This is a genomic window from Burkholderia mycopellens (assembly GCF_964265025.1).
In the GTDB taxonomy this organism is placed as follows: Bacteria; Pseudomonadota; Gammaproteobacteria; order Burkholderiales; family Burkholderiaceae; genus Burkholderia.
The window spans coordinates 3,447,271-3,461,745 of the sequence record NZ_OZ183802.1; the positions used below are offsets into that span (position 1 = coordinate 3,447,271).

Consider the following 14,475-nt stretch of genomic DNA (forward strand, 5'->3'; position numbering starts at 1 on the left):
TCCACCGAGTCTTAACCCACCGGGGATGCGGCTATTTTCTTGGACTGATTTACGTCGTTAGCCCCAGGCTTTCACGGTACTCGATGGGGCTGAGATAGCCAAGCGAGCCCTTGATCCGTTTCTCGTTGTACCAGCGAATGTAGGCGCTCAGTACCTCAATGAACTCCGCGATGGTCGTCGAACGCCAGTCTCCTGGATAGAACATCTCGGTCTTCAGCCTGCCGAAGAATCCCTCACAGGCTGCGTTGTCCGGGGAACAGGCTTTACGCGACATGGATCGAATCAGATTAGCCTTTGCAACCCGCGATAGCCAGCCAGGCCAACGGTAGTGGCCACCGCGATCGGAATGCACGATCGGCGTTTTATCTGCTTCAGTCACGGTCTCGATAGCCGCGTCTAACATGGTATTCACGAGTTCTGCGTCAGGGCTTGTGCCGATCGACCAGCTGACTACCATGCCATCAAAGCAGTCGATCATGGGCGACAGATATACCTTACCCGCAGGAATCTGGAACTCGGAGATATCGGTCACCCACTTTTCGTTGGGGGCGTCAGCACGGAAATCGCGATTGATGATGTTATCTGGGGCAGGGCTGATTTCCCCGATATAAGAACGGTATCGGCGCCGCCTGGGCCTGGCTGCGTGGAGGCCGCCTTGTTTCATGAGCCGACGCACGACCTTCTCCGATAGAAACACACGTTGTCGGCCGAGCGCTGCCTGCACCCGACGATAGCCGTAGGATCGGTGATTGTCCTCGAAGATCTCTGCAACGGTACGACGGACTTCTGCATATTTGTCGGCAACCCGTATGGGCGACCGATGGTAGAAATAGGAGCTGCGCGCTAGGTCCAACCGCGCAAGCAGCTCAGCCAAGCCGTATTCTTCTCTCAGGGCGTCAACCAGCGTTGTCTTCTCCCGGTTGCTCAGGAGTGGCAGGTCGACGCCCAGGTCTTTTTTTAGGAGTTCATTCGCCTTCTTCAACAGGTCGTGTTCAAGCTGCAAATTGCGAATGTCGCGTCGGAGCCCTTCGACCTGCCGCTCCAGTTCGTCCCGATCCGTCTCCGCAGGTGATCGCTTGTCGCGTTTCATGGATGCAGGGGCCTCTCGGCCGAGTAACTGGTTCTTCCAGTTGTACAACGTCACCCTGTCAACGTCCAGCTTTCGCGCCAACGCCTGCGCACTTCCTTCGCGTGTACATAGTTCGTACACCGCGGCCTGCCTGGACGCCAGTGACGCGACCGGTCGACCTGCCTTGCCAACCACGCATCTCCTGGTTTCCGGATAGCGCTCGCGAACCCACGCCGTCAGTATCTGGCGACATGGATAGCCTAATTCCCTGAGGGTGAAGGCGAAGCAGCGCCCGTGGTTGACGTAGTGCTCAAGTGCTACGTTCTTCTGTTCTTCTGAATACTTCTGCTTTCCGCGAACATACTCCTTCTGCAAATCGCCGCTGTTCTCGAATTCCTCGCACCATGCCTTGAGAGAATTCTTCGTCGGGTAACCCAACTGGCGGATTGTCGCCTTGATGCGCTTGCCAAGCTTCAGGTACAGCTCGACCGCCCGAACGCGGTCTTCGTATGAATACATGGACTACCTCCAGGTAGTCCAAGATTTGGTCCGCATCCCCAGTGGGTCAGTTCTGTGCGGACATCAACACCTTCTTCGCTCCGAGTCGTTGTCGGGTACAGCCAGGTGTGTTGTGTACGCGCTGAAGGATCCCCAGATGCTCATCGCCAATAGCTTCCTCTGTCTGCCACGCAAACATCCGATGGTGGTGGCAATACCAAATTCCCGAGGTTGCTTTGGATTCCGCAGCTTGCATCTCGCGCGGATCGTAGAAGGTCAACGTGCGTGTCTGCCGACAGTTGCGATGATTGCATGGTAGCGATAGTACGCCGACACCACCATCGAACTCCTGGTCAACCCATCGTCGAAATGTTGCTTCGTTGATCCGGTAATGCTCGGCCGCGATAGCTGTTGGGTCTCTAAACCATTCAGGAAGCCGATGAAACGGGACCGCGATGTATTCGCCGTGGTACCAAACGTCGACCGAACCCCTCAACATGAGGGTACTAATGAGATCGAGGTAACCGGGTGAAACCGGCCCCTCCCCGGACTCGAACGAATCGAGCATTTGCTCGAAGCGGACTAACTCGATTCGCACATCCGCTACAGCGGACCGTACTCTCGAAAATGCATCACCTGCTGCCTTTTCCATCAAATACCTAACTCCCTACCCGGCTCGCCAGTTACGTCGATTTGGGTCGTAAATGCCGTGGCCGATCTGGCATGATACCTCGACCATACCTTCATGGAAAGGGTATCTGGTCGAACCGACACGGAGGCACACCTCGGAGCAGTGGGAGGTCTATCCGCGCTCGTCGACTCGAACTCGACATCTCGCAGGAAGCGCTCGCGAACATCGCCGACATCGATCGAAGCCACATGGGGAAGATTGAACGTGGCGAGCGAAACGTTACGCTTCTGAACTTGGTGAAAATCGCGCGCGCTCTCTCGTGCCGCCCATCGGATTTGCTAGTTGCGGCCGGGCTGTGAGTGCTGCCGGAGACAAGCCAGCCCTCTCACTCACGGAACGATCTTCAGCTTCCGTCGTCTCGCGTGCGGTTCGAGAATCGGGCGCAACGGTTCGTTCAACTGGGCCTCACTGACGCCGAGCGCAAGCGCATTAGCGACATACCGGATCAATCGACGATCGTATTCATTGAGACGTTCGCGTAACCGCGCGTTCTCATCCTTGAGGTTAGCAATCCGACGCTCCACTTCCGTCGCCCTGTGACGCTTCGACGCAGCGCCACTCTGTCGGCTGACTCCCTTCCGCTCAGAAGTCAGACGTAGATACGCAAGCTTTATGCACTCGCGTTTTTCGAGAGTCTGACGTGTCCAACGGACACCGAGACGCGCCGAAGCAACTTTGACGATCTCGTTCCACGTGAACGACCTGTCTTTAGGCCATTCGTCGATCAACAGCGCCACCAGCCTCGCTTGCTCGTCAGTGAGCCGGCGGTACTTCCGCATGTCGTTCAGGCCTCTATTTCTCATTTCGATTGAGCGCTCGCGCCGGGAAGTTGTATCAACGTCCCGTCAGGAATTCCATCGTCGCTATGCAAATTCAGAACCGTGGCAGCGCGGCGGACAACCAGTTTGTGGTATTCAACCCAGTTGCTCGCACCATAGCTTTCATCTGCACACTCATCCTCAGCGAGCGCCAGAATCTGTTGCGATTCATTCAGCATTGACTCAGCCCGCTTCCGCTGCACCGAGTTTCCCTTCTCAATGAGATGGTCTGTACAAGTCATGCATGATCGATGGTGATCGCACGGAAGCGCTGACAAATCGCGGATACACATCCCGACGTCGGTTACATGAGCAGAAGCGATCATCGATCGAACGAATTCCTCGCGCCTCACGGGTTCGCGTATGCGACGGGCCGTCGTTCCAATAGGCCCCTGCACCTCCCCGCTACTCAAGCGACCGCGGATGCGATCCGCCAACTCAAATCCCGTTTGATGATCGTATACCGCGTTCTCCGCAACGCGGCGGCGCCCCATCCATCGACTTATCTCGATTTGTGACAGACCGCCTTCATGAGCCAACGTGTTCAACCAATGGCGAAATTGATGAGTCGTCACGCGCAGCGCGCCACCCGCTTGATCTCTGTAACCGAGCCGAGTGAAGATGGACCAATCTCCGCCGCGATCACGAAGATAATAGGCTAGTTGTCCTTGCGTCAGGAGCCTAACCGTTCCATTCAGTAAGGAGCGTTGCGATCCGATGAAGTTGACGCCGATCAGAAAAAGTCGATCGTGTAGATTGCACGTTCGTCCGTTGCCATACGAGATAGTCGGCGGAAGCGAACGTCTTCTCAGTTGCGCCTCCACGTCTCGCTTACGAACTCTGAGAACCTGCTGCTTCAGATGTTCGACTGTAACGGTAGGAATACGTGCAAGCCTGACAAATTGAAGCCCAGACGATCCGTCCGCTCCAGATAGACCGACAAGATCGGAAACGTCACTCATACTCAGCAGCGAGTCACCGTCCAATTCGCGCCATGCATCTTGCAACAGGGTTCCCTCTGGATTCTGAGTCAGATAAACGGCGACTAATGCAAACGGAGCAGTAATTCTCAGAATATCGTCGACCGCGCGACGAGCGACGTCGACGAGCGCTGACGGCAACCACTTCACTTGCACTACTGTATGCCCGCCCTTTTCTGGCATATACCGCAAGCCGCACCTCACAATAGGCACTCCGTGAGTGTTCGTTAGCGGTGATCCCGATGGATCTACTGCCGGCTCCTCAACCCAAACGTCGCGCGGCAACGTGAGCAGTTCGTTGCAACGAAACCCACCACATATAAGGAGTTCTACGGCTCGCTGTCGTAAGAGATCTTGAGGACGAAGGTCCACGCGATTTGATATCTCCGCCAACGCGTCCAACACCGCCTCGCTCGGCAACTTACTTGCACGTCGGTCAAAGAAATCACTACTAATGCGACTGGTCTTGCTCCCCCCAGATAGCGCGTCCCGCGGAATGGGGTTCACCCAGTTCAAGCGCGTAGACGCGAGATATTCTCGATCCATGATGCGTGCGATCTCTTGGAGCCGGCAACCCACCCGATACGACGAACTTGCCGCTTCGCGACGGCAAGTCTCCGCCGCCGCGTCGAAGTCCAGACGCTTCAAATCTACGGGATGCTCCGTCCGACCTTCAGCCACGTTGTACAGGTATCGAAACGCACGAACGGTGACCATGTGATCAGCGACGGCACGCGGGTGCTTCCGCCCAAATTCTCGAATGCAGGCGATCGCGCGCAGTAGATCCCCGTACGCCTTTCGAAACGGCCTCGCATTGGCTTGCGTCGACCTCACTACGAAGTCACGCGTAAACCAAATCTGCTCTTCTTTACCTGCCGACGAACGCAGGCTCGCCCCCGACCGCCAACAGATGTCGTCCCAGTTGCAAATACGGAACGGATTCAACTGCATCATCCTCGTGACGAAGGCGTCAAAGTTCTCTAGCGCCGATCGCTCTGCAGCATGCGCGATTCTCTCGTTTTTCTGCTTAGCCACCACGCTTCATCTCCTCGCATCGCGTGATCACGTCTGCGATGGCTGTTATCGTCAAATCTCGAGCCTGCGTCATCTTCGGATCTGCACCTTGCTGTAGATGCGCATCACGGTCGGCCAGTAACGCCTCCAGTACAAGCTCGTGCGGCCCATCGAGCCACGGTTGAAATTTCGCGCAGGTATAGCAGGCGATGGGCGCCGCAAGCCCACAAAACCCAAAGCTTCCACATGTCCCAACACCAGCGAGACGGCCCGTTCTTAAATCGAAATGCCGGATTCGGCTCGCCGGATCGTGTCCGCGAATCGCACGTGATTCAGCTTTTACAAGGGTTCCCATAAAAGCTTGAGCCCACGGTGCAAGTTTGATCGCCATTGCACGATCCAATTTGACGACGATGTCAGCACGTGCGTTGTAATAAACCATCACATGCTGGAGATCGGTGTGATCGAGCGCATCTGCGAGAAGTACCTGCGACGCACCGTCCTGAACCAACCGCGTCGCGAACGTGTAACGAAGCCTACGCGGCGTCAGATACAAACGAGAGCCGTCACGGGCATAGAGATCCAAACGGTTCGCGACTCTGCGGAGCGCCTCACCAAACGCCGCCGTGCTCCATCTAATAGAATCAGCAGCGAAATCTGGAACATCCGCTGCCGCTCGTCGCGGCTCATCTAAGCGGAACATCGCAGGCACAAACTGAGTGTCGCCCAACATGTCGATGGACTTGGCCCCAGCATTTGCTTTGACGACGCGCTCGAGTAGCTCACCGAGTTCGGTTCTAAGAGGACGAGTTTTGAATTGCCCCCGCTTTGCGACACCCTGCTTCTTGATTCGAGGAATTCTCAACTCGTGCCGCACTGTGCCGTCAGACATCACCGTCCGTAGCAAATCCTCGTCGTTTAGAAGCTGCAGGTTCTTGGGGTTGCATCCGAACGACAGAAATAACCACGCTACAGCCAAATCCACGTCAGGCAGCAATCGATTGACCGTCGCGTTTCGGAGAGAAAGAAAAAGACGATCGAATTCAGTGGCGTGCAGTGGCCCAAGCTTCGGGTCATGAGACAGCACCGCATCCCCCTTTCGATTACCACCCACAACTATTGCATCAAGTGCATCCGCAATCCGTGCATCGAATCCCTCAAGTCCCGCATCTGAGCACCATTGATACCATTTTCGATATGCATGAAGAGCCCAACTGACACTAGCCTCGCCGACGTGATCATTGATATAACCACGCATTTTCCCGACAAGAGCAATATCGAATCCGGTTATATCCGACACGTCAGCACCCAGAGACATTGCCGCTTTCAGACAGTTTTGCATACCTCGGAAGTAACCCGTCACCGTATCCGGCGCGAGAGTTTTTATGAGTTGGATGATAAACATCCGTAGCGATACGCTTACGCTCGGCCCAACATCGGGGTACAAGCTCCAGTTCAGAGCATGATCCGGGCTCAGTCGCCAAATGCTTCCACTGACATCGACTCGAACGTTCCCGTATGCAACGATCACTGTAGCAGCGGTCTCTTGCATAGACTCGCGTCCATTGCTTCCTTCGGAAATCACAGCTCGCTTATTCATCGCTGCCTCCGACTCTACGCTGAAGATCCAGTATCCGTTTGTTTGCGGCAGAAGCAATCGCCTGGCGTCCATATCTCTGCGGCATATTCGACTGATGCGACCATCCCATCGCATATTTTTGCTCGTGTTGAGCTTTCTCGAAGTCGACTTCGTCTTGCTCCATCATTGCTACCCAACGGTCGTTCCAGTCGTGCCTTAGGACGTGATGGCAGAGGACCGCTAATTCGGGGTACTGATCTCTCAATGTTTCAACAATTTTTCGATAGCCGCGCCCTTCTATTGCATCGCCATATCGGTTTACGAAGACGTAGGGATTACGATGGGCTCGCGGCCAGCGGACTCTATTGCTCCTGTCGCCCAACCAGCGCTCTAACGCAATTGCAAGCTCCTCGTCTATATATAGCAACCGTCCCAATGTCTTGGCTGCAGCCGGATCTTTCCTTTTATCGTCAGCATCGTGGTAACGCGGCATGACCATTAACTCGGCGGGCACACTATCGAGATTGAGATCTGTCTTTTTTAAGCCACGTACCTCCCCTGAACGAGTACCTAGCTTGAACGCGAGTAACAGCAGAGCGTGATTTCTCGCTCTAGCCTTCGCACTGAACGGATTTCCAGGGTCGTCTGGATGAATAACTTTGAGGAATAACTTTCGCTGGTCTTCTTGAAGACCATGGCGCTCTCCGTCAATTGGAGAACGGCTACCGTGCGCACGCGGAGCGACTGAACGAGAACGAGTCAGAAATCTCCGCAGTGCAACGCTCGCTGCATGCCGTGCGGTTGCCTCAGAGATACGAGCGATGACTGGCTCAAAAACCCAGAGCATATAGTCGATCGCAGTGGCATACCGTACGGCGGCGTACTCGGGTCCAACCACCAATTTGGCTTCTCGTGCCCCCTTGCGCGTTCGACACCAGTCCGCCAACGCAACTAACTCGTTTAGAGACAAAAAAATCTGGCCGTTCGCCCTCGATATGAGATCGATGCTGCGATCACCGAGAAACTGCAGCGTTAGCCCGAGCGCTTCGGCTCGATGGCGAATGCTCCTTCGTCGAAGCCCACGCGCACGTAGCTTCGCGATGGAATATTCCACGATCTCTGGAACTGGCAAACCCAGTGGGTCGTCATGCACCAAGAGAGGTAAGCGTTCGCCGTTCTCAAGACGAACTTCACGAATTGCGTATCGGGTCACGCTAGGCTCCATTCGACGAATGGAGCCCATTTTTTACCGATTAGGCACGTTCCGCCTAGATCGAAAAATGTGTAAACGAAAAAAGACCCGAAGATCCAAGCTAAATCATTGATTTAGCTCGAAAATTCGGGTCCATCCTTACACTAGGAACTAACGTTCCTCCTAGAACGGAATATCGTCGTCCATCTCGTCGAAGCCGCCGCCTGCCGGTGCGCTCGGACGGCTCTGCGCGCCGCCGCCTGCACCGCCACGCGCTGCGCCGGCGGCACGACCGCCGCCGCCACCGCCACGCTCCATCTGCTCGCCGCGGCCGCCACCACCACCACCGTAGCCGCCGCCGTAACCGCCTTCATCGCCGCCGCCACCGCCGCCGCCCGCACCACCGCGGCCGCCGAGCATCTGCATCTGGTCGGCGACGATTTCGGTCGAGTAACGATCCTGCCCGTCCTGGCCCTGCCACTTGCGCGTGCGGATGCGGCCTTCGATATAGACCGACGAACCCTTCTTCAGGTATTCGCTGACGATTTCCGCCAGGCGACCGAAGAACGCGACGCGATGCCACTCGGTCATTTCCTTGAAATCGCCGCTTGCCTTGTCCTTGTAGCGGTCGGTCGTCGCGAGACGGATGTTCGCAACCGCGTCGCCGCTCGGCAGGTAACGGACTTCAGGATCGGCGCCGAGATTGCCGACGAGGATGACCTTGTTGACGGATGCCATGTGTTTCTCCAGTAAATTCGATGCCGGGCCGCCCGCTCATAGTGTCGGTACGGCCCGCCGGGCAAGCCGGCGAACGCCGTCGGTGCCTGCCCGAAGTAAGTTCAGGCCTTGCGCGGTGGCGCTTTCATGCTGGCCGCGATTATAAGCCAGGCGGCAACGAGCCCCGAGCACGTGTAGAACACCGTATTGGCGCCTCCGTGCTTCAGCAGCCAGCCACCCGCGATGCCGCCGAGCGCGAGCCCGATCGACTGCGTGGTGTTGTAGACGCCCGTGGCCGCGCCCTTGCGCGAGCCGGGCGCGAGCTTCGATACGAGCGACGGCTGCGACGCTTCCAGGATGTTGAAACCCAGGAAGTAGACGAAAAGAATCGCCGCCACAATCAGGATGGTATGCGGCGCGCTGCCCAGCAGCAATTGGCCGATCAGGATAGCCAGGATGCCGCCGAGCAGCACCGGCTTCATCTTGCCCCGTTTTTCCGCAACGATGATCGCCGGAACCATCATCACGAACGCGAGCCCCATCACCGGCAGGTAGACCTTCCAGTGCGCGGCGACCGGCAGGCCGCCGTCGACGAGCAGGCGCGGCACGACGAGGAACAGCGCCGTCTGCGTCGCGTGCAGCACCAGCACGCCGAAGTTCAGGCGCAGCAGCTCGACGTTGTGCAGCACCTCGGCGAACGGCGCGGGCACGTGCACCGGCTTCGCCGCATCGGGCACGATCCACAGCACGACGCCGATCGCGAGGATCGACAGCACGCCGACGATCGCGAACAGCCCGCTCATCCCGACCCAGTGGAACACGATCGGCGCACCGACGATCGCGACCGCGAACGACACGCCGATCGAGCCGCCGACCATCGCCATCGCCTTCGTGCGGTTCTGCTCGGAGGTCAGGTCGGCGATGAATGCGAGCACCGCGGACGACACCGCGCCCATCCCCTGGATCACGCGGCCGACGATGATCCACGTGATGTCATGCGCGGACGCGGCGACGAAACTGCCGATCGCGAAGATCACGAGGCCCGTGGCGATCACCGGCTTGCGGCCGAACTTGTCGGACGCCCAGCCGTAGAAGATGTAGAACAGCGACTGCGTGACGCCGTAGGCCCCGAGCGCGATGCCGACGAGCAGCACGTTGTCGCCGCCCGGGATGGTTTTCGCGTAGACCGAGAACACCGGCATGATCATGAACAGGCCGAGCATGCGCAGCGCGAAGATCGCCGCGAGCGACGCGGTCGCGCGCAATTCGGGCGCAGTCATGCGAGAAGACGTGGCGGACGGATTGGACATCGGGAATGAATTTCGAATGATCGGAATGTCCGCCCGACACCGGGCGGCGGAAGATCAGGACCAGCGGCCCGGGAGGCTTGGCCGGCAGCACGTCGGGGCAGGATTCAGGCAGCCCGCAGGCCGCCCGGAACCGCGCGGCGCAGCCGCTTTCCCGGCGCAGGCGCCATCTTGCTGCCACCTGCTGCTAAGGCTGGGGGCCCCAAACGACGGCCTCGAAAAGCCGTTATAGTAGCAGGTTTGGTTCCCTCCATTTTCGCCAGGTTCATGGAACAGATCCGCATCCGTGGGGCTCGTACCCACAACCTGAAAAACGTCAATCTCGACCTGCCGCGCCACAAGCTGGTCGTGATTACCGGGTTGTCCGGGTCGGGCAAGTCGTCGCTCGCGTTCGATACCCTTTATGCCGAGGGCCAGCGCCGCTACGTCGAAAGCCTGTCCGCGTATGCCCGCCAGTTCCTGCAGCTGATGGAGAAACCCGACGTCGACCTGATCGAAGGCCTGTCGCCGGCGATCTCGATCGAGCAGAAGGCGACGTCCCACAACCCGCGTTCGACCGTCGGCACGGTCACGGAAATCCACGACTACCTGCGACTTTTGTTCGCACGTGTCGGCACGCCGTACTGCCCCGACCACGACATCCCGCTGGAAGCGCAAAGCGTGTCGCAGATGGTCGACGCGGCGCTCGCGCTGCCCGAGGAAACCAAGCTGATGATCCTCGCGCCCGTCGTCGCGAACCGCAAGGGCGAGCACGCGGAGCTGTTCGAGGAGATGCAGGCGCAGGGTTTCGTGCGCTTTCGCGTGCGCTCGGGCGGCGGCGCCGCGAACGAAGGCGTCGCGAAGATCTACGAAGTCGAGTCGCTGCCGAAGCTGAAGAAGAACGACAAGCACACGATCGACGTCGTCGTCGATCGCCTGAAGGTGCGCCCGGACATGAAGCAGCGCCTCGCCGAGTCGTTCGAGACGGCGCTGCGCCTCGCCGACGGCCGCGCGATCGCGCTCGAGATGGATACCGACCACGAGCACCTGTTCAGCTCGAAATTCGCGTGCCCGATCTGCTCGTACTCGCTGCAGGAGCTCGAACCGCGCCTGTTCTCGTTCAACAACCCGATGGGCGCGTGCCCGGAATGCGACGGCCTCGGCCAGATCACGTTCTTCGACCCGAAGCGGGTCGTCGCGCACCCGTCCCTGTCGCTCGCCGCCGGCGCCGTGAAGGGCTGGGACCGCCGCAACCAGTTCTACTTCCAGATGCTGCAGAGTCTCGCGGCGTTCTACGAATTCGACATCGACGCCGCGTTCGAGGATCTCCCGGAAAAGATCCGGAAGGTGCTGCTGTTCGGCTCGGGCAAGCAGACGATCCCGTTCTCGTACATCAACGAGCGCGGTCGCACGACGATTCGCGAGCATGTGTTCGAAGGGATCATCCCGAACCTCGAGCGCCGCTACCGCGAGACCGATTCGGTCGCGGTGCGCGAAGAGCTGTCGAAGTACCAGAACAACCAGCCCTGCCCGTCGTGCGACGGCACGCGCCTGCGCCGCGAGGCGCGCCACGTGCGGATCGGCACGGGCGACTACGCGCGCGGCATCTTTGAAATCAGCGGCTGGCCGCTGCGCGACGCGCTCGGCTATTTCGACAGCCTGTCGCTCGACGGCGCGAAGCGCGAAATCGCCGACAAGGTGATCAAGGAAATCGTCGCGCGCCTCACCTTCCTGAACAACGTCGGCCTCGACTACCTGTCGCTCGAACGCAGCGCGGAAACCCTGTCGGGCGGCGAGGCCCAGCGCATCCGGCTCGCGTCGCAGATCGGCTCGGGCCTCACGGGCGTGATGTACGTGCTCGACGAGCCGTCGATCGGCCTGCACCAGCGCGACAACGACCGCCTGATCGCGACCCTCAAGCACCTGCGCGACCTCGGCAACTCGGTGATCGTCGTCGAGCACGACGAGGACATGATTCGCACGGCCGACTACGTCGTCGACATGGGCCCGGGCGCCGGCGAGCACGGCGGCGTGATCGTGGCGGAAGGCACGCCGAAGCAGGTGCAGTCGAACCCGCAGTCGCTCACCGGCCAGTACCTGGTCGGCAAGCGCACGATCGAATACCCCGACGAGCGGCTTGCCCCCGATCCCGAGCGGATGCTGCGCATCGTCGACGCGCACGGCAACAACCTGAAGCACGTCGATCTGGAGCTGCCGGTCGGCCTGCTGACCTGCATCACCGGCGTGTCGGGTTCCGGCAAGTCGACGCTGATCAACGACACGCTGTATCACGCGGTCGCGCGCCACCTGTACGGCTCGTCGGCCGAACCGGCGCCGCACGAGGCGATCGAGGGCCTCGAGCACTTCGACAAGGTGATCAACGTCGACCAGTCGCCGATCGGCCGTACGCCGCGCTCGAACCCGGCCACCTACACGGGCCTGTTCACGCCGATCCGCGAGCTGTTCTCGGGCGTGCCGACCTCGAAGGAGCGCGGCTACGATCCGGGCCGCTTCTCGTTCAACGTGAAAGGCGGCCGCTGCGAATCGTGCCAGGGCGACGGCGTGCTGAAGGTGGAAATGCACTTCCTGCCGGACGTCTACGTGCCGTGCGACGTGTGCCACGGCAAGCGCTACAACCGCGAAACGCTCGAAGTGCAGTACAAGGGCAAGAACATCAGCGAAGTGCTCGACATGACGGTCGAGCACGCGTACGCGTTCTTCAGCGCGGTGCCGGTCATCGCGCGCAAGCTGAAGACGCTGCTCGACGTCGGCCTCGGCTACATCCGCCTCGGCCAGTCGGCCACGACGCTGTCGGGCGGCGAGGCGCAGCGCGTGAAGCTGTCGCTGGAACTCTCCAAGCGCGACACCGGCCGCACGCTGTACATCCTCGACGAGCCGACCACCGGCCTGCACTTCCACGACATCGCGCTGCTGCTGGAAGTGATCCACCGGCTGCGCGACCAGGGCAACACGGTCGTGATCATCGAGCACAACCTCGACGTGATCAAGACGGCCGACTGGGTCATCGACCTCGGCCCCGAAGGCGGTGCCGGCGGCGGCCAGATCATCGCGCAGGGCACGCCCGAACAGGTCGCGAAGACGAAGGCGAGCTTTACCGGCAAGTATCTGGCGCCGCTGCTCAAGCGCCCGGCCCGCAAGGTCGCGGCGGGCTGACGCGTCCCGCCCGCTCCTGCCGCGCGCGGCCGTCCGGCCGCGCGCGCCCCTGCGCACCGCGCAACGAGCCCCCTCTCGTTTTCCCTTCTGCGTTTACACCATGCGCCAAACGGCTCCGTTGCGGACCATAATGGCGGCTATACTTTACGGTCGTAAGGTTCGCCATACGCACCAATCCGGTGCAACACCGGGCGAACACGGCTCTGCCGCGCATTCCGCGGCATGACACACGAACGACAGGAATCCACGATGGAGAAGCAACCAGACTCGTCTCGCGATGTGCAGAATCGCGAACCGCACCTGCGCAGCGTGCGGCTGACGAGCGACTTCAGCCTGCCGAAGCTGTCGGCACTCGAGATCGGCAGCTACGTGTTCGCGATCCTCGCCATGTGGCTCGTGATCGAGCTCAAGCTGCTCGGCGGGCTGCTGGCCGGCCTGCTCGTCTACCAGCTGATCCACACGATCGCCCCCGTGATCGAACGCCACACCACGAGCATGCGCGCACGCTGGGTCGCCGTCGTGCTGCTGTCGATCGCGATCGTCGGCGCGCTGACGGGCCTGACGATCGGCATCATCGAACACTTCGAGCGCACGGTGCCGAACCTGCAAAGCCTGCTCGACCAGCTGATGCAGATCGTCGAGCAGACCCGCGCACGCACGCCGGCCTGGATCGCGAACCTGCTGCCCGTCGATGTCGAGCAGATGAAGACGAAGGCCGCCGTGCTGATGCACTCGCACATGGACCAGCTCCAGCAAAGCGGCAAGAGCGTCGCGCGCGGCTTCGGCCACGTGCTGTTCGGGATGATCATCGGCGCGATGATCGCGATCGGCGTCGAGCACGGCAAGGTGCGCCGGCCGCTGTCCACGGCGCTCGTCACGCGCGTGTCGCGCTTCGCCGACGCATTCCGCCGGATCGTGTTCGCGCAGATCAAGATCTCGGCGATCAACGCGGTGTTCACGGGCATCTACCTGCTCGTCGCCCTGCCGATCTTTCACCAGCGGCTGCCGCTGTCGAAAACGCTCGTGCTCGTCACGTTCATCGTCGGCCTGCTGCCCGTGATCGGCAACCTGATCTCGAACACGCTGATCGTCGCCGTGTCGCTGTCGGTCAGCATGGGCACCGCGATCGCGTCGCTGGCGTTCCTCGTGGTCATCCACAAGCTCGAATACTTCCTGAACGCGAAGATCATCGGCGGCCAGATCGAGTCGCGCGCATGGGAGCTGCTGCTCGCGATGCTGATCATGGAAGCCGCGTTCGGGCTGCCGGGTGTGATCGCCGCGCCGATCTTCTATGCGTACCTGAAGCGCGAGCTGTACCTGCTGCGGCTGATCTGACGCAGCCCGTGCATCAACGGCAATAAAAAACGCCGCGCCCCGTGAAGGGCGCGGCGTTTTTGTTTGTAGGGGTCCGGCCATCCGGGGGCCGGCCATCCGACAGCCGATCGACCGTCCGGCGC

10 protein-coding genes and 1 pseudogene are annotated in these 14,475 nt (G+C 60.0%); 3 read left to right on the plus strand and 8 right to left on the minus strand.

Going from position 1 to position 14,475, the window contains the following annotated elements; genetic code table 11:
• Positions 1–49 precede the first annotated feature (49 nt).
• Both ACPTTC_RS16075 and ACPTTC_RS16080 read right to left on the minus strand, forming a co-directional pair.
• Positions 50–1,588 (minus strand): IS3 family transposase, encoded by a 1,539-nt coding sequence (locus tag ACPTTC_RS16075; RefSeq protein WP_423391215.1) that lies wholly within the window; start codon positions 1,586–1,588, stop codon positions 50–52.
• Positions 1,589–1,634: 46 nt separating this feature from the next.
• Positions 1,635–2,219 carry a hypothetical protein gene (locus tag ACPTTC_RS16080; protein WP_423393051.1) on the minus strand — a complete coding sequence of 195 codons (585 nt, stop codon included), beginning with the start codon at positions 2,217–2,219 and terminating at the stop codon, positions 1,635–1,637.
• A 93-nt stretch (positions 2,220–2,312) separates the two neighbouring features.
• Between ACPTTC_RS16080 and ACPTTC_RS16085 the strand changes: the two are divergent.
• Positions 2,313–2,557, plus strand: a pseudogene (locus ACPTTC_RS16085) (helix-turn-helix transcriptional regulator).
• A 30-nt stretch (positions 2,558–2,587) separates the two neighbouring features.
• On the opposite strand, the gene ACPTTC_RS16090 reads toward ACPTTC_RS16085, so the two are convergent.
• The 6 genes from ACPTTC_RS16090 to ACPTTC_RS16115 all read right to left on the minus strand — a co-directional run bounded on the left by ACPTTC_RS16090 (position 2,588) and on the right by ACPTTC_RS16115 (position 9,868).
• Positions 2,588–3,037, minus strand: coding sequence for a hypothetical protein (locus ACPTTC_RS16090; protein ID WP_423393052.1), 450 nt, complete (start codon positions 3,035–3,037; stop codon positions 2,588–2,590).
• A gap of 20 nt (positions 3,038–3,057) precedes the next feature.
• Positions 3,058–4,239, minus strand: a complete 1,182-nt coding sequence (locus ACPTTC_RS16095; protein WP_423393053.1) for a hypothetical protein — start codon at positions 4,237–4,239, stop codon at positions 3,058–3,060.
• Positions 4,240–5,083: 844 nt separating this feature from the next.
• Positions 5,084–6,670, minus strand: coding sequence for a tyrosine-type recombinase/integrase (locus ACPTTC_RS16100; protein ID WP_423393054.1), 1,587 nt, complete (start codon positions 6,668–6,670; stop codon positions 5,084–5,086).
• Positions 6,663–7,862, minus strand: a complete 1,200-nt coding sequence (locus tag ACPTTC_RS16105) for a tyrosine-type recombinase/integrase (RefSeq protein WP_423393055.1) — start codon at positions 7,860–7,862, stop codon at positions 6,663–6,665. The genes ACPTTC_RS16100 and ACPTTC_RS16105 overlap by 8 nt, the downstream gene beginning before the upstream one ends.
• Before the next feature lie 162 nt (positions 7,863–8,024).
• The gene (locus ACPTTC_RS16110) at positions 8,025–8,579 is read right to left on the minus strand and encodes a single-stranded DNA-binding protein (protein ID WP_423393056.1); all 555 of its coding nucleotides are present in this window, start codon (positions 8,577–8,579) and stop codon (positions 8,025–8,027) included.
• Between the two features lie 101 nt (positions 8,580–8,680).
• Positions 8,681–9,868: an MFS transporter gene (locus ACPTTC_RS16115; protein ID WP_175958400.1), complete on the minus strand. Its 1,188-nt coding sequence runs from the start codon at positions 9,866–9,868 to the stop codon at positions 8,681–8,683.
• A gap of 264 nt (positions 9,869–10,132) precedes the next feature.
• On the opposite strand from ACPTTC_RS16115, the gene uvrA reads away from it, so the two are divergent.
• Both uvrA and ACPTTC_RS16125 read left to right on the plus strand, forming a co-directional pair.
• Positions 10,133–13,018, plus strand: coding sequence for an excinuclease ABC subunit UvrA (uvrA, locus tag ACPTTC_RS16120; RefSeq protein WP_423393057.1), 2,886 nt, complete (start codon positions 10,133–10,135; stop codon positions 13,016–13,018).
• Positions 13,019–13,267: 249 nt separating this feature from the next.
• Complete coding sequence (locus tag ACPTTC_RS16125) at positions 13,268–14,353, plus strand: AI-2E family transporter (RefSeq protein WP_226201060.1); 1,086 nt, start codon at positions 13,268–13,270, stop codon at positions 14,351–14,353.
• Positions 14,354–14,475 lie beyond the last annotated feature (122 nt).

What these genes read in the sequence shown, in the direction of transcription:
- ACPTTC_RS16075 (WP_423391215.1), bottom strand. Translation starts at nt 1,588, where the DNA reads ATGTATTCATACGAAGACCGCGTTCGGGCGGTCGAGCTGTACCTGAAG.
- ACPTTC_RS16080 (WP_423393051.1), bottom strand. Translation starts at nt 2,219, where the DNA reads ATGGAAAAGGCAGCAGGTGATGCATTTTCGAGAGTACGGTCCGCTGTA.
- ACPTTC_RS16090 (WP_423393052.1), bottom strand. Translation starts at nt 3,037, where the DNA reads ATGCGGAAGTACCGCCGGCTCACTGACGAGCAAGCGAGGCTGGTGGCG.
- ACPTTC_RS16095 (WP_423393053.1), bottom strand. Translation starts at nt 4,239, where the DNA reads ATGCCAGAAAAGGGCGGGCATACAGTAGTGCAAGTGAAGTGGTTGCCG.
- ACPTTC_RS16100 (WP_423393054.1), bottom strand. Translation starts at nt 6,670, where the DNA reads ATGAATAAGCGAGCTGTGATTTCCGAAGGAAGCAATGGACGCGAGTCT.
- ACPTTC_RS16110 (WP_423393056.1), bottom strand. Translation starts at nt 8,579, where the DNA reads ATGGCATCCGTCAACAAGGTCATCCTCGTCGGCAATCTCGGCGCCGAT.
- ACPTTC_RS16115 (WP_175958400.1), bottom strand. Translation starts at nt 9,868, where the DNA reads ATGTCCAATCCGTCCGCCACGTCTTCTCGCATGACTGCGCCCGAATTG.
- uvrA (WP_423393057.1), top strand. Translation starts at nt 10,133, where the DNA reads ATGGAACAGATCCGCATCCGTGGGGCTCGTACCCACAACCTGAAAAAC.
- ACPTTC_RS16125 (WP_226201060.1), top strand. Translation starts at nt 13,268, where the DNA reads ATGGAGAAGCAACCAGACTCGTCTCGCGATGTGCAGAATCGCGAACCG.